This window comes from Natronococcus pandeyae (assembly GCF_008122205.1).
Lineage (GTDB): Archaea > Halobacteriota > Halobacteria > Halobacteriales > Natrialbaceae > Natronococcus > Natronococcus pandeyae.
In genome coordinates this window covers 45,723-63,870 of sequence record NZ_PHNJ01000021.1, presented here as the reverse complement: position 1 = coordinate 63,870, position 18,148 = coordinate 45,723, and the positions used below count along the sequence as shown (strand labels likewise).

At 56.1% G+C, this 18,148-nt stretch carries 14 protein-coding genes and 2 pseudogenes; 5 read left to right on the top strand and 11 right to left on the bottom strand.

What is annotated here, in order from left to right; all coding sequences use genetic code 11:
* From CV102_RS23825 to CV102_RS23800, 6 genes are all read right to left on the bottom strand, one after another.
* A partial coding sequence (locus CV102_RS23825; RefSeq protein ID WP_148860499.1) for an IS5 family transposase occupies positions 1–659 on the bottom strand: 659 nt, incomplete at its 3' end.
* Between the two features lie 211 nt (positions 660–870).
* The gene (locus CV102_RS23820) at positions 871–3,951 is read right to left on the bottom strand and encodes a type IV secretory system conjugative DNA transfer family protein (protein ID WP_148860498.1); all 3,081 of its coding nucleotides are present in this window, start codon (positions 3,949–3,951) and stop codon (positions 871–873) included.
* Positions 3,952–5,304, bottom strand: a complete 1,353-nt coding sequence (locus CV102_RS23815) for a hypothetical protein (protein WP_148860497.1) — start codon at positions 5,302–5,304, stop codon at positions 3,952–3,954.
* Entirely contained in the window at positions 5,304–8,693 is a 3,390-nt protein-coding gene (locus tag CV102_RS23810; protein ID WP_233710807.1) for a VirB4 family type IV secretion system protein, read from the bottom strand. The genes CV102_RS23815 and CV102_RS23810 overlap by 1 nt, the downstream gene beginning before the upstream one ends.
* A 70-nt stretch (positions 8,694–8,763) precedes the next feature.
* Positions 8,764–10,329, bottom strand: coding sequence for a hypothetical protein (locus CV102_RS23805; RefSeq protein ID WP_233710806.1), 1,566 nt, complete (start codon positions 10,327–10,329; stop codon positions 8,764–8,766).
* A 120-nt stretch (positions 10,330–10,449) separates the two neighbouring features.
* The gene (locus tag CV102_RS23800; RefSeq protein ID WP_148860495.1) at positions 10,450–10,965 is read right to left on the bottom strand and encodes a hypothetical protein; all 516 of its coding nucleotides are present in this window, start codon (positions 10,963–10,965) and stop codon (positions 10,450–10,452) included.
* 231 nt (positions 10,966–11,196) lie between these two features.
* Here CV102_RS23800 and CV102_RS23795 point away from each other — a divergent pair, with 231 nt between their 5' ends.
* The 3 genes from CV102_RS23795 (at position 11,197) to CV102_RS23785 (ending at position 12,427) form a co-directional block, all read left to right on the top strand.
* A complete protein-coding gene (locus CV102_RS23795; protein ID WP_148860494.1) occupies positions 11,197–11,511 on the top strand; it encodes a hypothetical protein in 315 nt (104 codons plus the stop codon).
* 120 nt (positions 11,512–11,631) lie between these two features.
* Complete coding sequence (locus CV102_RS23790; RefSeq protein WP_148860493.1) at positions 11,632–12,081, top strand: DUF7344 domain-containing protein; 450 nt, start codon at positions 11,632–11,634, stop codon at positions 12,079–12,081.
* Entirely contained in the window at positions 12,065–12,427 is a 363-nt protein-coding gene (locus CV102_RS23785; RefSeq protein WP_148860492.1) for a HalOD1 output domain-containing protein, read from the top strand. Before CV102_RS23790 ends, CV102_RS23785 begins: the two co-directional genes overlap by 17 nt.
* Here CV102_RS23785 and CV102_RS23780 read toward each other — a convergent pair.
* Together CV102_RS23780 and CV102_RS23775 are read right to left on the bottom strand one after the other, a co-directional pair.
* Positions 12,421–12,622 (bottom strand): annotated as a pseudogene (locus CV102_RS23780) (IS5/IS1182 family transposase); the annotation flags it as partial. The gene CV102_RS23785 and the pseudogene CV102_RS23780 overlap by 7 nt on opposite strands.
* Before the next feature lie 374 nt (positions 12,623–12,996).
* Positions 12,997–14,421: a hypothetical protein gene (locus tag CV102_RS23775; protein WP_233710805.1), complete on the bottom strand. Its 1,425-nt coding sequence runs from the start codon at positions 14,419–14,421 to the stop codon at positions 12,997–12,999.
* Positions 14,422–14,684: 263 nt separating this feature from the next.
* On the opposite strand from CV102_RS23775, the gene CV102_RS23770 reads away from it, so the two are divergent.
* The gene (locus CV102_RS23770) at positions 14,685–14,954 is read left to right on the top strand and encodes a hypothetical protein (protein WP_148860491.1); all 270 of its coding nucleotides are present in this window, start codon (positions 14,685–14,687) and stop codon (positions 14,952–14,954) included.
* A gap of 97 nt (positions 14,955–15,051) precedes the next feature.
* Positions 15,052–15,429: a hypothetical protein gene (locus CV102_RS23765; RefSeq protein ID WP_148860490.1), complete on the top strand. Its 378-nt coding sequence runs from the start codon at positions 15,052–15,054 to the stop codon at positions 15,427–15,429.
* Between the two features lie 30 nt (positions 15,430–15,459).
* Here the strand turns inward: CV102_RS23765 and CV102_RS23760 are convergent.
* From CV102_RS23760 to CV102_RS23750, 3 genes and pseudogenes are all read right to left on the bottom strand, one after another.
* Positions 15,460–15,620 (bottom strand): annotated as a pseudogene (locus CV102_RS23760) (IS5/IS1182 family transposase); the annotation flags it as partial.
* 627 nt (positions 15,621–16,247) lie between these two features.
* On the bottom strand, positions 16,248–16,829 hold the full coding sequence (locus CV102_RS23755; protein ID WP_148860489.1) for a cadmium resistance transporter: 582 nt from the start codon (positions 16,827–16,829) through the stop codon (positions 16,248–16,250).
* A gap of 107 nt (positions 16,830–16,936) precedes the next feature.
* On the bottom strand, positions 16,937–17,827 hold the full coding sequence (locus CV102_RS23750; protein WP_148860488.1) for a phosphatase PAP2 family protein: 891 nt from the start codon (positions 17,825–17,827) through the stop codon (positions 16,937–16,939).
* Between the last annotated feature and the right edge of the window lie 321 nt (positions 17,828–18,148).

Here is an 18,148-nt window from a genome sequence, read left to right as displayed (position 1 = left end):
TTGTGCGCTTTGTCAAGTCCGTAGAACTCACGATGTTTGATTACCGGGCGGATGCCAGCGTCTTTGAGTTCGTGCCGGAGCGCGTCCCAGTCGTAGCTTTTGTCGGCGGTGATCGTGGTTAGCTGTGCCAGATTTCTCGTCAGTACCTGCCGTCCAACTTGTGTATCGTGCGGCTGTTTCATCGAGCAATGGATATCGAGGATGACGCTGGTCTCGCAATCGACGAGCGCCGTCGTCTTGATGTCGTCAAAGTTGTAGCCGACACGAAGAACGTAGTGACGACTGGCTTGATGGCGTTTGAAGCCGGTTGCGTCAATCGCCTGAACGTCGCCGAGTTCGTGCAGTGAGACAGACAGCCGCAGCAACACCCGCCAGATCCGCATTTTGAGATCTTGTTTCCGTGTGCAGACGGTGGTGAAATCCGGTAGCTGATCCACAGAAAGCCCGAGTTTAGCGGCGATTCCGGGCATCTCGTACAAGATATCGAGTAACCGGCGGTAGGGCTGGTTCAGATACTCTCTGAGGCAGTGAATCGAGACGATTACCCAGTCAGCGTAGCCTCCGTTTCCCTTCTCGATCGCCGGCGCTGGCTCGCCAATGACAGCGTTCTGGGACAAATCGACACATCGGTCGGTAAATTGGGCGAGTTGAGACGGCATACTCGCCGCTTCCTCACTCAACCGCACATAATCCCGGTTGAGACGGCAACTGAGCAGCGTCTAAACGTGGCCCGCGCTGTCTATTCAGCACGGCTCTATCAAAATCTCCATTAGCTGATGGAAGTAAGCGCGTTAGGTTCGTATGCTCCATGTACCGGTTGATCCGCATCGTCCCCTTATGGAATAGCGTGCCTTGCGAACTGTTGTATGTCTAGATTGAGTTGAAGGGATTATCGGTCTCGCTCTCTTCCTCTTCGTCGCTATCTCCAGCAGCACCAGATTCACGCTCGGGGCTCGGCCGTTGCTCCGGTACCTCGGGCGCAGGCACGGGTTCTTCGGGTTCCCGGAGAGGCACCGCGTCCGGCGAACTCTCATCACCGTCGTCTCTATCCGTCACATCATCGCTCTCCGATTCGAACTCCGCCTCAGACTCCGATTCGGGATCCGCTGGCTCGGTGGTAACACCGTTGGTCGACCCGTCCAACCAAGTGTCGATCGGAACTGCCTCTCCGCTACCGACGTCGAACATGAGCAACTCGGATTCTCCTGCAAGATCACGATCGTCGTTCGGCACGATAGCGATCCGGAACGCGTCGGGCTCCGGAACTGACTCATGGCCGTGCTCGCGGAAGATCACTTCGGGGACGACCGGCTCGTAGATCCGGGTCCAATCCTCGGCAACCAGCCCCTTTGCGCCGTACTTTCGTTCAACATCGCCATCGCGCTCGACGACGTAGTTGCTGTCTTCGGGATTGTAGTGGACGGTCGCAGGCGCGTCGGTTGGCTCGCGCTCTCTGTACTCCTCAGCACCCTCAAACCGAAGATAGACCGCATCGGTATCCCGGTCACGACAGACGATTGCGCCACTCTCGAGTTCGACCCACTCGATCGAAGCGTCACCGGGAACCAACGCGAGCTTCTCGGTCTCCGAATCGCCCATCATCTCGAGCTGCCCACGTGTGTAGAACTTCCGAGCAACATCCGACGGCGTCCGGATCGACACGAACGGATCGCTGCCGTCGGCACCGAAGATCGACGCCAGACGCTCGGCGTTCTTCGTGAGCCCATCATCGCCACCGTCGCCAACAACAAACAACAACTGCTCAGGACTCGGCGCTTTTGCTGCGTTCTTGATCGGCCCACCGGGCTTCGAGAGCCCCTTTGACTCAGCTTCGATGTACAGCGTCTCCGTCCCCGAAAGCCCGAGAAGCTCAGGGTAGTCGCTCTCGAGGCGCGACCGAACGATCTGCTCGTACTCATCCTCCGAGAGATCACCGTCAGGAACGATCGTCGGCGGGATCTCGCCGACCGCGTCTGGCAGTTCGTCACCATCCTGCGTCGGCAATTTCATTTCGTATCCGGTGCGTGTCCCCCACTCGTAGACCTCTCGAAGCATATGGCGATGCTTGCTCTTCCCACCGGAACCACCAGATCCAGTCTCGAGGCCGATCTGACCACGCCCCTCGGGTGTAACAAAGACCTCCAGTCCCTCACTCGTACTCCGCTGTTCAAGCGCACCAGCTGCTTCGAGGCGCTCGACGATGTTCGATGCTTGCGTGTACTCGAGACCGGTCGCATCCGTTACAGCTCTCTCGGCATCGGGTGTGTCGACCGACTTCGACTCGGCCCGAATCGTCTCGTCGTAGATCGCCTTGAGCGCTGTCTGAGCAGCTTCGACGTCGTCGACATCCATTGGTTCAGCAACACCACTCGACGTGTTCTCCCGGCCAACTGCGTCGGCTGCGTCCGACTCTCCAGTCCCAGCGAAGAATAGGTTGTCGAGTACCTCCCGACCGGACTGTCGCTCGATCCCGTAGCGTTCCGTCGACTGCTGTATCAACTCGAACGCTTCCTCGATCGAGTGCAACGGTGGGTATGGCGGCGTCAGCTTCGCCATGAACGAGTCATCTTCGTGGCGCAGTTTCGTCTGAGCGTGGTAGTCTGGAATCTGTGTCAAGTCTCGTGGATCCTTCCCGCCGAAGCGATCCGAGAGCGCTCGAGCCTCGTCTGGCAGCAGCGGATTCAACGACACGAGCGTATTGCAGTTCGAGAGGATCGCCTGCTGGGCCTCAGCATCCAACTGATGCAGCGTCTGCGTCGCCAACAGCAATCCAAGCTTCTTCGAGCGGGCCTTCGTGAGCATCTTGTCGATCTGGGAGGCCTCAGTGAGAACATCGTCACACTCGTCGATCATTAAGAAGTATGGGTTATAGTCCCCACCGGAGGTGTTCACCCCCGCAAGCTCGCGAACCTTCTTCTCTGAGGGGTTGATCCGGTCGTTCACACAGGTCCAGACGCGCCGCATGACTGCCGTCGCAACCATCCGTTTTGCCTCCCCGGGAAGATCGTTTTTGCAGATAATGATCTTCCCCTCGTTGACCGCCTCGGCGATCGAGACGTCGGACTCACGCTGGGCGAGGATCTGCCGGGTAATCGGATTCTCTACCCAATCCTTCAAGCGACCCACCAGTGCGTCGAGTTCCTGTTCAGTGAGGTGGTCGGCGATCTGCCGGGTGTAGACCTCGATGAACGCGATGTCGTCGTCATCAGCCGATGCAATCAAATCCGCATACTGCTTGCGGTTCTCTTCGTCCAAAAGCGCATAGTACAGCTCGAGCGGTGTGAACTCGAACTCATGGCGGATCATCCCGCGGACCATCGTCTTCATGACGCGGTCCATCCGGTTGCCCCAGAAGTCCCCGGCCCGAAGCAACTCCTTGAAGTCGTCGACGATCCCCTCGATCTCCTCGTTGAATCCGGTTTCGTCGGGGTCGTGGTAGGTCTCGAAGAGGTTGAAGCCGACCGACTTGTCCAGGAAGTCGTCGCCAGGAGCGATGTAGATCACATCATCCCAGCGTTCCTTCGGGACCCGCCGAAGCAGGTCGTAGATGTCGTCGCCCTTTGGATCGATGATCGTGACGCCGTGGCCGCCGTACATGAGCGCGACGGCGTCGTTGTACATCTTCGTCGTCTTCCCAGTCCCTGTCGAACCGCCGTAGAAGACGTGCCGGAAGAGCCGATCGAACTCGACCGGCACCTCGCGACCGGAACTCTCCGAGACGCCGATCCACAGCGGTTGCCGGGGTTCTGCCTGCGCGTTCTCGATCATTGCCCGAGGCCACGCGCCAGCGTAGGTCTCGATCTCCTCCTCGACCGGGTCGTACCTCTCAATAGCCCATTCTTTGTTGTTGATAAGAATCGGATCGCTCGGATCGTCTTCGCCTTCGATCCGAGCGCCAAACTTCTCGAGTTCTTCAACTGGTTCGCCGTCGTCGCCAAAAGGTAGGCTCATTTATACGGACACCTCCTGTTCTCGCTCGGAATCGTGGTCGTCTAATTCGCGATCGCCGCCGGGCTCTTGGCGATCGGCGTCGGGACTCCAACCGTCGTATTCAGCCGGATCGATCCACGTCGCTGGAATATCGTATTCCCAGCAATCAGCACCCTCGAGGTCACCCGACCGAACACCCTTCTCCCATGGAACGGTCTCGACGTTGTGGAACTCGGAGAAGCGCGGCGCGTTCGCAGGGACGTCGCCGGCGTGGGACGTGAGCGACCAATCGACGTCCTGCGTGTTGATGTCGTCGTTGGGAATGTGGATCAGCCCCGCGGCGCCGCGAACGCCCATGATCATCTTCCGATCCGCACGGGTGCGACCATAGGCTCGCTTCAGCTCAGCTAACAGCGGCTTGTCGTACAGCGGAACGACCTCAAAGCCTTGCTCGGTCTTGCTCTCGTAGTAGCCATCAAACTGCTGGGCCGTCTCCGCCACCCGTTGGACCGCCGAATCGGGATCATCCGAGACACCAACAATCCGTAGGTTCATCCGGAAGCCCTTCTCACCGCGTTGCTCACGAACGATATTCGACGCCTGTTTGTCCTTGTTTGATGCCTCGCGTTCCTCGCCGACGATCTCGAACTTCTCAGGAAACAGCTCGTATTTCAACGCGTGGACAAACGACTCGTCCTTCCGTGGACTCTTGAGCTCATCCGCAATGTCATCGATCGACGACGAGAGCAACCCACCTTTCCACCAGTCGGCCGGCGCCGGCTCGAAGATCGTTTGCACCGATAAATCAGTCTCAGTATCAGACTCGCGTTCACCAATCATCTCGGCCGTAATCGAGCCGTAGGGGTCGTTCTCGAAGCCCTCGATATCCATGTGCTTGATTGGGTACAGATGCTTCCCATCCGAACGCTTTCGAAGCCGCAAGTACGCGCCTGCGACATAGCGCCCTTCCTCGAGTGGCAACAACGCGGGTCGATCGTGCTCGGAGACATCAATGTGAGCGTCGGGATAGAACGTCTCGAGCTGGCGCTGCATCTGCTTTTGGGCCTCCGTCGTCGCCATGACCCACTGGAATCCGACTAACCCGTTGATGTAGCGCATTTCGAAGGAATGCGTCGGACCTTCGGCCGACCCAAACAAACCACTACGACCAGGATTATGGACGGCCGTCAGCAGATCGATCGCGTCCTTCGGTCCGCCGCCGTCCTTGCTCGGCTGGACGGCGATCGACTTTCGCTCGGGCAACTCTCCATACAGCTGCTCAGCTAACTCTGGTGTGACCTCGAGGGCCTCGTAACCATCTCCAAGACCGAGCTTCTGCTTGGTCGCACATACAGCCCGATTCCCGAGACCCATCAGGACCACCTCCACTCGCAGACATCGTCGTACTGCTCCAGATACGATGCGTAATCCTCGCCGTGCTCGGAGGGATCGTACATCAACGCAACTGCCTCACGCGGATTCTGATCGTGATCCATCCGAACACGACCAGGATAGCACCCTTCGTCGTCAACCCGAAGCAGCACCTCGGAGAATCCATCGGCCAGATTCCCTTTCTGGAGGTTGTCGATCAGCTCGGCCTCATCCCTCGAGAGTCCGAGGCGCTTACCCCACTCTTCGTTCATGCCTTCGACGTACTGGTAGATCTCCATCGAGGAGAGCTCGAGCATCACTTCCGCATTATCCGTAAGGTGAACATTGCCTTCACCGTCCGTCCCGAAGAAGTCCTTGTGTGACTGCGTACCGGCGCCAATCGAGAGATCCCAGTGGCGATGGTGACGATATTTCTGCGACAGCGACTTCACCGTCATATCGTCGCGAAGCAAGTAGTGGAACTCGTCACAGAAGATCGTCCCCGGTTCCGGCCGTGACTTGACCTCGTTGTACAGCAGGTCCAGCAGAAGGTGCATCATGAGCCCGCCGCCCTCTTCGTCACCCTCCTTCAGCTGCAGGTCAGCGTAGACGAAGTCCGTATCTGAGAGATCAACCTCGGTCTCGTGAGCGAGATGCTCGAGGTGACCACCGTCACGGAACGGCTCGACGTGGTTGTTGATCACCGTCGTCGCCTTCTCCTCGCGATCTTTTACCTGGCTCTCGTTCGAGGAATCCTCAACATACGCAGCACCGTCGCTCGACATGTCGTTGATAATCTCGAGGACATCGTCGGCCATCGTCGGCGCCTTACCATCGTAACCTTGTTCCCGCCGATACTCGGCGTCGTGTGTCTCTGGATCCTCGGTAATTCCCTTCTGTTCACCAGCACGCTTGATCGCCTTCGTCCAGATCGCCCGATACTGCGAGAAGTCGAACCCCTGCATATTGTAGTAGAGTTCGAGAAAATCGAGCCCGGAGTCGAGCCACTCACGATAGGGCGCCGAATGCCCAATTGCATCGAGCTTGTCTTCTGGCGTCGGTTTGATGTCGAACGGGTTGATGTTGGTCGACCCGACGACGATCCGCTCACCGCCGAAAACTTCCTGAAGGTTCGCGAACTCCTGCAGCGGGTCAATCACTGCGATGAACGAATCCGGATTATCGACCTTGTACCGCCACAGATACTGACTCGAGGTAACCGTCTTCCCGGCGCCGGTCTTGCCGACGATCACCCAGTTGTACCCCGCGTCGCGTTTGTAAACGTCGACAGCCAGAGGCTCGTTCGTCGCCATATTCTCGGCAATCTCCACACCAGAGGGCTCGTGCAGATTCGTCGTTGTCCACGGATTCATCGCTGCGAGTGCCTCCGACCGAACCTTCACTTTCTGACCAACACGATCCTGGCAGGCCGGTGCGACCGTCTGATGGCCGACGTCGTGGTTCTGCCGCAGGACGGAGACCTCCGCACTCATGTCGGACATCTTTGCTCGGATCGAGCGAATCGCCCGTTTCAGCGCGTCCGGATTGAACGACCGGACCTCGATGTAGGTCTGGGCCTCGAAGATGTCGTGTTCACTCTGCAGATACGAATCCAGTGCCGCCTGCGTCTCATCTGCCTCATCCCGATAACGGCTCGCGAACATCTCGACTCGCGAGTTCTTGACCCGCTCGTACTTCTTCCGGAGCGCGTCGGCGTAGTCCTCGAGTTCCTGTTCGGCCTTGTCCTGGTCGACAGTCTCGATGTGCGTCGAAACGTTTGTCTGGACTTCCGCATCGTCGAACAGCAGGATTGGCTCGAGGAAACCCTGAGGTGGGTCCTTCGGATAGCTCGAAATGAACATCGTCGCCGCATAGACCTCGCCGTCGATCCGGAGATGGTTCCCACCGCCGTTCATCCAGGAGCGCTCGATCTCCTCGGGAGCAAGCAGCGAAATGTACTGCTCCTCGAGTTCCTCGTCGGTGAGCGCAATCTCAGCGTTGCCAGGCGTCTCTGCCGGGGCCAGCGAGTCGTCGGCCGGCTGCTCGGTCGTGACGCCACCGTCAGTCGTCGCCTCTGGCCGCTCAGACGATTCCGACTGTGCCGTGGGGTCTGGAGCATCCGAATGAGCTGCGTGCTGGTCAGCGATTGCGAGTTGGTTGTGCCGCCTCGAGAGTGTCGTTCGCGGATCCCGCTCAGTCTCGACGTCCAGATGGGCGTAGGTGACATCGTACTCTGGATCAGATACCTCGCCAGTCCCAATACCGTCATCAGTAACCTGCGGCGTCGGAATCGGACTCTGTCGGACCAACGAAGTGTAGTCGGCATGGGCATAGACGTTTGCCGCCTGGTAATGATCGGCCGCCACCTGGGAGAGTTCCTCGCTCGGAATCGCATAGCCGCTGACGTCCTCGAGACGCCGAATCGAGTCACTGATCGCGTCGAGCCGATCCTCGAGCAACTCGATCATCTGTGGGATGTGCTCGCCATCTTGCTTGAGTTGGTGAACCTTCCAGTGGGTGTAGAAGCGACCGATCAACGGAATCGACGTGAGACCGCCCTCGACGTCGTCTTCGGTAACGACGTCCCCGGGCCTCACTTCAACGATCAGATACGGATCGACAGTATACGTCGAGAGATCGTACATTGAGACGACGTCGGCCCGTTCCTGGCAGAGATCAGCGAGCACCTGCTTGCCGAACTCGAGCTCAGAGTAGTCGATCTCACCCGGCGCCGCTTCGCCATCGGCGGTCGTGACGATCTCCTCTTCACGCTGGGTGTAGCGTTCGATCCGTGGCGTGTAGTCGACCATCCGCATGTATTCAGCAATCTGGATATTGCCCTTGACCGCCGTATCCAGCACCTTCGCATAAAAGCGGGACTGGCGCTGCCACTCCTCTTCACTCGAGGTGACCATGTTCGCTGGGGAAACCCGAATTGCCCCAACAACGTTCCCTTCATCGGTCTCGACTGCCGGCGTTCCGTGGTAGGCCTTTCTGTACTGCACAAGGTCCTGCGTTCGCACCGGACCGTCCGACTTCTCCTCAGGCGAATCTGGGCCACGGACCGCCGAGAGAAAGCGAAGTCCCGCAAGCGGCACTGAAGCCGCCTTCGCCAGAACCGAGTCGTTGGTTGGCTGTTTGATTCCGGAGTCATCGGGGTTTCTATCGAAGAGCATGATTGGTTGCTGTGAGAACGATCGGAGAACAGTCTCTGCGTAGAAGCGAGCGGTCATCCAGGGATCCTTCGCGACGATGAACCCGAAGCCGATCAGAAGCCAGGCAATCGCCACAGTATACGTAAGCGTCCCTAGAAGGCCACCGATCATCTGCCGACCAACGAACCAGATCACCGCCGGTGGCGCGATCGCCGCCAAAACTTCCATCTTACTCATCCCGAGGACGACCTGATCACTCGTCCCAGTGTGGATCACTTTGTGGTCAATACCGCTGTCCGATTGAGTGCTACTGCTGTTGGTCATTTTCTGTAGTGGTGTGCCTGTCGACGGGCTCGCTCAGTCTGCTTCCTGTTCCGAGAACGGTCTGCCGGCGCTTTGCCGCCTTCCGTCGCTGGTCCGGCGTAACCCCGGTACCTTTCGTTGTACTCGAGGACGATCGCGACGACGTCGACGAACTCGACGTACCACCGTCGGCCCGAATCGGCCGCCTCGAGTTGATCGACGACTGTGCTCGTTGTGCTGCTGCCTTCGACCGGCTCGCTGCTGCGGCACCGGCGTTCGCACCCCCACGCTTCAGCCGATCAGCTGCCGACCGCGTTCGTTCACCACCGAACACTGACGCCGGTCGTGGCGACGGAGCATACCTCGAGACTGCCGACGACGCTGTCCCGACTGCAGCCCCACGCATCGAGAGCCCAATTAGAAAGAACGAGCCGCTAACGGTCAGCGGAATCAAGACCGCAAGTGCGAAAATCCCAAGCGTGGCAACGAAATTGAGGATCTCGAAGGGGAACAGCTGCCAGCCGACAGCGTTCGCGAACGCCAGCAAAATCGCCGTCGGGATGTTCATCACGAGTAGGCCGTACCACTGCCAGATGAAGAACGAACCAACCTGCTTCACCCGACGGTGGCCGCCCCAGTAAGCCAACAGGAAAAAGATCGGCAACACAGCTGGGTAGACAAATAGAAGGACATGACGAGTTGCGTGGATTAGCCCGAGGGCAGCGCCTCCGACCCACCCCTTGAAATAGAGAATCAAGGCGGTCGCAACGCCGCCCGAGTACGTCGTCGTATCCGTGTCCAAGATGTCGTCACCTTCGGGGAGGAACAACTGCGTAGCCGCGTCACTCAGCGCATGCATGACTGTCGCGAACTCCCACAACGCGACAATCATCATGACGACGAACACCCCCGAAGCGAGTATTGAGCCGACTTTCCGACGCGTGATCGCCGTGATCGCTGGCGCGACCAGCATCAACAGCGCCATGAGGAACATGATCGATGCCACCATCGGCATGATCAGCCCGAGATAGATCTCCTCGTAGACCGTCACGTAGTTATCTGACGCAATCGCGTCGTACGTCCCAGCCTCCTTGTGCGAGGGTGTCTGCTCGCCTTCCGAAAGTGCCTCTGGCGTTCCGAAGATTCCAAAGGCACCGTCGTTGTTGATCGTCGGCGTCCCAAGCGCCTCGTTGAAGACTTCGTCGACGAACTGCGTCATGGCCGTTGCGAACATCTCGGTGAGCCGCTCCCAGACGTCTTCAGCAGCATCTGCCGGCGACATCACGCTGCTCGCCGGATTCGCGTCTCCCAGAACCGAACGGGCCTGGCCGAGAACCCCGTCATCGTCCCGCTGTTCCTCGAGCAGTTCCTCGGCCTCCGCGTCGGACATGTTCTCGAGTTCTTCTGCAGAGGGCTCGTCGTTACCGAGGCCGACGCCAGTACCAGGGTCTTCGTCCGAATCACCCGACGCATCGACAACCTCGTCACCACTGTCTTCAGCGTCTCCATCTTCCTCGTCTTCCGGCGGATCCCACACGCTCTCGTCTTCGTCCCCCTCTGTCTGGAGCACCACCCCATCCACCGAGTGATCAACATCTGCAGCAGAGACTCCAGGAGTAGCAAGCGCTCCCGCAGCACAGAGTATCGCGATCAAAAAGATGATTCGAGAAAATCTCATTGATATGTGGTCTCAGACAAACGGCGAGCAGCCCTCACTGACACCGGGCCCTCCAGCGTAGCCGAGCGCAATATCGATGAACTGGACGAAGAAAATGAACGCGATCACACCCACGATCGGGCCAATCATCATCAGACTTCCAACGGCTGTTGAGCCGGTAAACAGCGGCACTGCACGCAGAACGAGTCCCAGCATGAAGATGAGAAACAGCGCCCCAAGGATGACCTGCCAGGCCATCATCTGAATGTCGAAAATCATCAGTCCAAAGCCTTCTCCACAGATATCTGTTCCCTCCTGTGCCGCAACCGACTGCGATGCAATCAGCGAAACAATACCCATCAAAATTATCGCCCGAATCGGGGGTAGCAACTGCCGTCGAAGCGATGCTCCTCTCGAATCGTTCTGTTGATTGTTGAGGTCCTCGAGTTCTGACCGGCTCTCGTAGGCCAACTGCAAGACCCGCAAAAAGAGGTTTTGAAGGACTGTTCGATCTCGATCCGTACCTGCATTTGCTTTTTCTTCAGTCATTTGTATTTGGAAAGCCCCACCAATCCATTACCTATCTAAATACACGCTTTTAGTGAGGCTTCTGTGAGATCAATCTGCCTTCAGAGTAATAAATCTATTCCATGTTACTACAGAAACTGATAGCTCCATCCGATTCTCGGAGATTTATGTAGGTGAGTACTAACATCAGTATATTGTGAGACACAGGACAGCTATACCAGACACCCAATCATGGATCCCTAGATAGCCACTATGGAGAACAGCAACACGACTAACACCGACGAAGACGACTCAAAATCGATCAATATTGAGGTTCCAGGGGAAGACAAAACTCGCTACGTCTCGGTTGAGCTCCCTTCTGAGCAATACCAACGCCTCGATGATCTCAAGGATCGACACGGGCTCACCTGGCGCGGACTTCTCATGCACACCCACCGGCAGCTCGACGCCCCAAAGATAGAGAGTACCGACCAGTACGAACAACTAAACGAGACTCGCCAGTGGCACGGCTTCACCTGGAAAGGAATGCTCTTACATGCCGCTCGTGACCTCGAGGAGAGCACCTGACTCAATTCCCACGTATACCTGGAGCTGTGGCCCTGTTGAAACCCTTAATTGATGAAGTGTTTCAATCACTCTGTAACTGAAAGAAGAGTTTAGTGGTCACCCAGCCTCTTCAGAGGCGCTATGGCTGACGAGCCTAAGAGGGAGGGAGTCGATACCGGTTCGAAGAGCCCACCAGTGGAGGAACGACTCCCCCCGCAGGAGATACTTGAGTTAGATCACGTTTACGAGGCACTGGACCATCCTCGGCGTCGATACCTTTGCTACACCCTTCTTGAAGACACGCGGTGGACGCTGACCGATCTGGCGACGAAACTCGCCGCCTGGGAGAACGACATCTCCGAACATGCGGTCACGAGCGACCAGCGGGAACGGGTGTACGTCTCGCTCTATCACGCACATGTCCCCAAGTTAGTTGATGAGAGCATCATCACCTTCGATGACGTGACTGAAACGATCACAACCGCGGAGAACGCTGCCCAAGTCTTGGCAGCACTCGAAGGCATGGGGGCAAGTCTCGACAGCAATCAAGAAACACACGCACGAAGTGATATGGATGACGAAGAGCGATAATGGCGGAATTGGGAGTGACGACGAATCGACGCTCGACTACGACACTCACTGGCGGCAAGTCGAACAACAGCTATACGAGCCCGACCGAGACGGCGGCCTCACGACAGCCATTGTGTTCGCTCTCGCGGACGCCGAGGATGTCTCCCCGAGCGAAGTGAAATCCCCGCCATTGTACGAGTCTGTTGACGTGGCCGGGATTGAAAGAACGTTCTTCGGCTTGAATAATGACAAGAAATCTCGGCAGGGAACCGGAGCCGTCGAATTTCGCTACACCGGGTATCTCGTCAAAGTCAGGAGCGACGGCTGGATTCAAGTCTACGAGTCGTCTGAGCCTGAGCAGGTGTGAACTGTCACCATCTCCATGAGTTCGTCAACGAGATCGCGGTACGTGGTCGTCTTCCTTACAAAGTAGGACGACGTGTTGGCGGAGCGTGAACCGCTTCCGTGAATAACGAGTCGAGAACCGTGCCACAGCACGGCGGGCCAGTACCAGAGCTCGTTCAACGAATCGAAGGAGTCGTGACTTCGGGAGAGCATCCATCTTCCCTCCAACTACTCATCAGTCATGTTTGTCAGCAAGGTTTCAACAAGGCCGGAGCTGTGAATGGCTACGACGCACCGATTCCAATTCCGAAGAAAAACAAAATCATCCAGAGTATACCACCCGAAACGCGCCGTATCGCGCCGTGATTGTGCGGGTCACCACTGAGGACCCACAGCACGACACCAGACAGTGAAATAACGAGTGCGGAGAGCAGTCCGTAAACTGAGAAGGCGACATAGGCGCCTAAGAAGGTTATCACTGCGAAAAATCGTGCAGCAGCGGCGTTCGATCTTGTAAGGAGTCCTGGCATCTTTGTTTTTCCATGGTTTAATCTTATTCCATAAAGAGGTTTCGCCAAGTCAGAGACGAAATTAAGATGATCCGTTGAGCGTCACGCTCTCGAGCGACGGCGTCTGCCCGCCCATCACACTCGCCGGCGACGAACCAGCATCCCACCCCTCAGCAACAATATCCACGTCGCGAAGCGTCACAGGCGCCGATGTCCCTGAATAGAACGCGTCAGCGGGCTCGAGCAGTGATATTCGGCAGTTCTCGATTATCGATTCCGTTACTCCTGACCGCGTCCCGATCGCGAAGTTGCCCGCTGCCCCACCGCTCTCACTCTCATGTGCGATCGTTATTTTGCAATCACGGATCACACCCTCCCCAGCGTAGTGCCAGATCGAACGCTGTGCATCGTGGACACCCGGAGGCATCCGGTCGATGAGCACTACGCTCCCCTCGACCGTTGATTGCCCATATGGTCCATCTCGAGTGAGTTCGCCCTCTTCGTTCTCGTCGATTTCTGGGATCGGCTCCCAGTCATCAGTGTGGTTGAATCGAATATTGCTCGTTCCCGAGTTCGAGGCGATACAGTTCCGAACGATTTGCCGACCGCCGCCTTGGACATACAGTCCATTATCCGGCCACGGTCCACAGATCACGTTTTGGAAGAGTGCCGTCCCCGACATACTCGGGTGGCCTGCGATGCCCGTCGTCGACCAGCTCTGTCCGAAACCACCCTCACTTATCGACTCATCATAGTTCTCAGTCTCGCGGGTGTTGATCGTATCCGTATAGTGCATCCCACCACCGCTCATGTCGATTGAGTCAACGAGCGCGAACGCATCTGGTGCCATCGTCGCGACTCGCATATTCCCATGAGTACCGAGATCGTGCACGCCGTTGAACGCAATATTCCGAATCTCCGCCCGGTCGCCGATCATCGCATACAGCCCTCGCATTCCCGCGTTCTCTCGAGCCCAGTCAAAGACGAAGCCACCAAAGATCAACTCGCCTTGATGTGGTTGGTTTGCTGTCCCAATCTGAAAGAGCATCGTCCCGCCGCGGTACTCTCCCTCGTCGACCGTGTGGCCGCGGATGGTTTCGACGTCACCGTGACGAATTACGGCATTTTGACCGATGAGGCCGACGTCTCGCCAACCCGTCCGACGGAACGACTGAGTCATCTTGTACTGCCCCTGTGGAAAGACGATCAACGTATCGTCCTCCCACGCCAACATGAGCGCCTCATCGATCGGGTCCTCTCCCGACGGGTCCGCACCGTAGGGATCGTCAGTAATGTCCACTACCTCGCTGAACCGGTCTTCATAAGCCGCCGGGTCAATCGCCGTTGAAACCTCCGTGTCGATGTTCGATGTGGCGTTGGCAGGGTTCGCTTCCCCTAGCGACGAACCGCCGTCAAACGTCATGCAGCCTGCCAGAGCCGCTATCGACGCCACAGACGCCGCTGCACCACCACGTAGAAAGTTACGGCGGGATTGTGTGGGTTCCATGTGACTATAATCATGGTTCAAAGTGATATTAGCTTCGGAGATTCGTCCTCTGGCCTTCGTTGCTTGCGTACACTGCCTCGGGGTCAAGCCGTTCGAGAATCTCCGATTCTCGTGATCACGAAAATCAAAGATTCCGGCCTTGTTGAAACCCTCAATCGGTGATAGGTTTCAGCAGTCGTGCTGCATACAGCGCGCGAATGCAGCACTGTATTATCGAGAGAAGTGCCAATAGCTTTTAGACACCACCAATAGTAGTTAGGTTCATGACAACAATGGGGGAATCAAATACTTCGGATATACGGTTCAGAAAGCGTCTTGTGAGGGTGTGTGTCTCGATAGTCATACTGACTGGTGTGACTGTTATTCTCGGCTACGGTGGCTGGATTGTGTTGACGTTCACCGCCAAAGTCGGTGGCTATGATCCGAAGACAGCTGATGGGGAGCTGCTACGTGATCGGTTACTGGCGTGGCCCGACCGCAACAGAGAAGTCATGCGTTCGAACGGCAGAACGAGCCTCCCCATAAAACCGTAGCGCATTTGCGACGCTCAGTTTCTTGACCGTACAAAGTGATCTAAGTACTACTCTATTTCTGAGTAACGACTATACGGAATTACGTGAACAGTCAAGCATGAAGCTCTCGTCGCTGTCAGGATGGGAGTCACTATCCCTCTCGATTTTTGTGAGTCTTCTAATACTCGGTGGCATAACGCTGCACCTCCTTACTGGCCCGTTCACAGTCGAATTAGACCTTCCGACAGTGGTCTTCCTTATTCTATCATCGCTACTGACGTTCGGTCTCCCGCTCTTTCTGTATCTTCACTATGACCTTCTTGTTCCATTCATACTTCTTGTGGCTATCGCAAGTATTTGGGCGTATGGTGGGCTAACTGGTGGTGGAGATAGTTCCGCTGCGGGGCTGATGCTCGCGTTTGTCTACGTGTATGTTCCCTTGTATCTCATTGCTGGTGGTCTCGAATATGTCGTCAAAATCCAGATACTCAATTAGGTGCTTTGTTGGATGGCTACTAAATGGTGGTTAAAGTACCTCACAGAACCTTTCTATGTTGATGTTGGCGAACATGAGGTCAATTCACGGAACTGACGATACCAGCCCAGCGCTCGCCGGGCGATGCCGTGCGAGCGCTTCGTTGTCGAGTACGAAGTTTCGGCCATCCAGTGCTGAGAGTATCCTTTTGACATCCTCCACACGACTAACGTCCTGTCTGGCTCTGTTGAAATCCTCAATCGGAGATAGGTTACAGGGATGGTGATGAATACAGGGCGCGAATGTGACAGGAATCGAGCGCCGGTCTACGAAGGGGAGTGATCGCTAAGTAGGGAACTTAGGCGTCAATTCTGGGATGAAATCGAATTATCGACTGAGGGATTATTATGGCGACGAGGACCGTTATTCCGAGAACCCACCAATAAGAAAGCGTTGTAAGATACACTAGTATCAGGACGGTCAGTATAGATATTGGTGCAAATACCTTGAGGACATTTTCACGTGTGAGTTCCATACGCAAGAATGTCAACATTTGCTCATAAAATCTTGCTGGTCTGTTGCTGTCTGTTCTATACGCAGGTTCTCTTTCGGGTGTATCTGGGATGAGTGGTGAAATAAAGGCAACCGTCGTGCTGCATCTACCCTCTGGATTCAGCAGCCAGATTCTGACTGAATCTGAGTAGGACATTCAGTCTCTGCTGAATACAGGGCGCGAATGTGGCATGAGTCAGAGGTAACCCTCGGCAAGACAAGACTGGTGAGATTTGAAACGGCGACCTCTTCGTCTTCAGACGCTATCGAATCGAATAACTATCGGATTAGACGACCCCTGCAAGGATCACTACGCCAAGCCCCACGAGTACGATTGGGAGAACAAGATCGCCGTACTCATCGAGGTGAGCGGCTAAGAGCGGATAACTCGCCAGCCATCGAGCAAACAGCACCCATAGACCAGCAGCAGTCAGAAATATTCCAGCCACAAGCATCGTCTCGTCCAGCTCGAAAGCAGCAAACAATGGGATATACACGGCGATATTGTCGCCTCCGTCAGCAAATCCGATCCCAGCAACGACCATCGCACGCGACCGGGAAGTTGATCCGACGACGACCTGTTGGCTCGATGCGCCACGTTCCGCTTGACCACGTATTCGGAGGTACCAGACGACACCGACGAAGATCGGGAGTATCCCGAGCCATCTCACGTATTCGGTGAACAATCTGGCGACACCTACCCCTCCGACGAGGCTCACGGCCACTAACAGCCCGAATCCGAGATACTGACCGAGGAGGATTTCTCGAAGTCGATAGCGTTCGTGGCCACAGAAAGCGGTCAAGACGACGAGATCATCGAGATTCGTCACTATGAACGCGATCACAGCGATAGAGACGAGGGACAACATCTGGGGATTGAAACGACCTGATTGTAGGCTCTGTCGGGGGTTAACGGTTGGTGAAGCCCAGAGAATAATGGGTGGCACCAGTCCTGACGATTGTGGTAGCTCCGCATTCAGCGCACGTCTCTGATCATGGGAATGAGGACGAACACAGCTACTCCAAGTCCCAGTATCCCGCTCTGTGCTACCGGCGAGGTGACTGGATTGAATCCGAGTGCTGCAACCAATACCGTGATTGCGATAGTCGCTGTGATCACCCGTCCCCAAAGCAAACGATCTGTCTTCGATTGACCTCTCTCGGAAAGAAGTCCTCGCGTGACTCCGATCAGTTGCCATCCAGCGAACGCACCGAGGGCTGCACCCGCTAATTGAAGCGCGTCTGTATCAGCCAGACTAATGAGTAAGTTGAGTCCAGCAAGGAACACAGCAAGCCCGAACGCAGCAGTCCCCTTATCTGAGACGCTCGTTGAGATCGTTCTTGTAGCGATCAAGAACCCGAAACCGAGTCCCACTCCGGCGACGATATCAACGAGGTAGTGGACACCAAGAGCGATCCGTGAAAGAGAGACAGTTACGATCAGGAGACTTGCAATGAGATACCTGCGTTTTCGGGTGCTGATTGACAGAACATCAGCCAAACTGAGGTAGACAATCGTCGTCATGAGCGCGTGGCCGCTGGGAAAGCCGTATCCAGCGGAAAATGCGGTAGCTTCATAGAGTGGTTGAAGGACGACCGGGAGTTCCTCGGTTGGGAGTAACGGTTGATCGGGGCGAGGAAGGGCAAAGATGTGTTTCAACGAATCCATGAACGCGAGTCCGGCTAACGTCACTCCACTCACGGCGGCAATCGCATCACGGTTGGTAGTGGGAGACAAGTACAGCACGCCGAGAAGGAAAACGAGAAACCATACATCACCGAGTTGAGTGAACAGCGCGATTGGAGTTGCCAGCGACTCAGGAATATATTCCTGCAAAAATTCAATTTCGCCAATTCCACGCCCCATCGATGTCTTTGTACCAGACAGAAGTTGAAAATAGCATTCTCCAGAATCAGCTCCAACGTTCAATTCACAAACCTATAGACGAATGATGCAATGGCTTCGGCGTAGGAAGAACAGAATCGTCGTGTGTCTTTCTCACGTTGTGATCAACCGTTATTGACAGCTAGCTTTAGAATTCTTTGCAGGTATTGAGGTATACCAGAAGAACTGATGGTATCTCCGAAGGGGATGTATTCAAGCAGATGGAGGGGGAAGAGCCGATTCTTATCGGATGTGCTCGGTGTGGCTCAGTATGTGTGGGCCGAATAGACGAAGATGGTGCAA

Bases quoted from the DNA above. Each gene is read 5' to 3' on its own strand.
- CV102_RS23820 (WP_148860498.1), bottom strand. From the start codon at position 3,951: ATGAGCCTACCTTTTGGCGACGACGGCGAACCAGTTGAAGAACTCGAG.
- CV102_RS23815 (WP_148860497.1), bottom strand. From the start codon at position 5,304: ATGGGTCTCGGGAATCGGGCTGTATGTGCGACCAAGCAGAAGCTCGGT.
- CV102_RS23810 (WP_233710807.1), bottom strand. From the start codon at position 8,693: ATGAGTAAGATGGAAGTTTTGGCGGCGATCGCGCCACCGGCGGTGATC.
- CV102_RS23800 (WP_148860495.1), bottom strand. From the start codon at position 10,965: ATGACTGAAGAAAAAGCAAATGCAGGTACGGATCGAGATCGAACAGTC.
- CV102_RS23795 (WP_148860494.1), top strand. From the start codon at position 11,197: ATGGAGAACAGCAACACGACTAACACCGACGAAGACGACTCAAAATCG.
- CV102_RS23790 (WP_148860493.1), top strand. From the start codon at position 11,632: ATGGCTGACGAGCCTAAGAGGGAGGGAGTCGATACCGGTTCGAAGAGC.
- CV102_RS23785 (WP_148860492.1), top strand. From the start codon at position 12,065: ATGACGAAGAGCGATAATGGCGGAATTGGGAGTGACGACGAATCGACG.
- CV102_RS23775 (WP_233710805.1), bottom strand. From the start codon at position 14,421: ATGGAACCCACACAATCCCGCCGTAACTTTCTACGTGGTGGTGCAGCG.
- CV102_RS23770 (WP_148860491.1), top strand. From the start codon at position 14,685: ATGACAACAATGGGGGAATCAAATACTTCGGATATACGGTTCAGAAAG.
- CV102_RS23765 (WP_148860490.1), top strand. From the start codon at position 15,052: ATGAAGCTCTCGTCGCTGTCAGGATGGGAGTCACTATCCCTCTCGATT.
- CV102_RS23755 (WP_148860489.1), bottom strand. From the start codon at position 16,829: ATGTTGTCCCTCGTCTCTATCGCTGTGATCGCGTTCATAGTGACGAAT.
- CV102_RS23750 (WP_148860488.1), bottom strand. From the start codon at position 17,827: ATGGGGCGTGGAATTGGCGAAATTGAATTTTTGCAGGAATATATTCCT.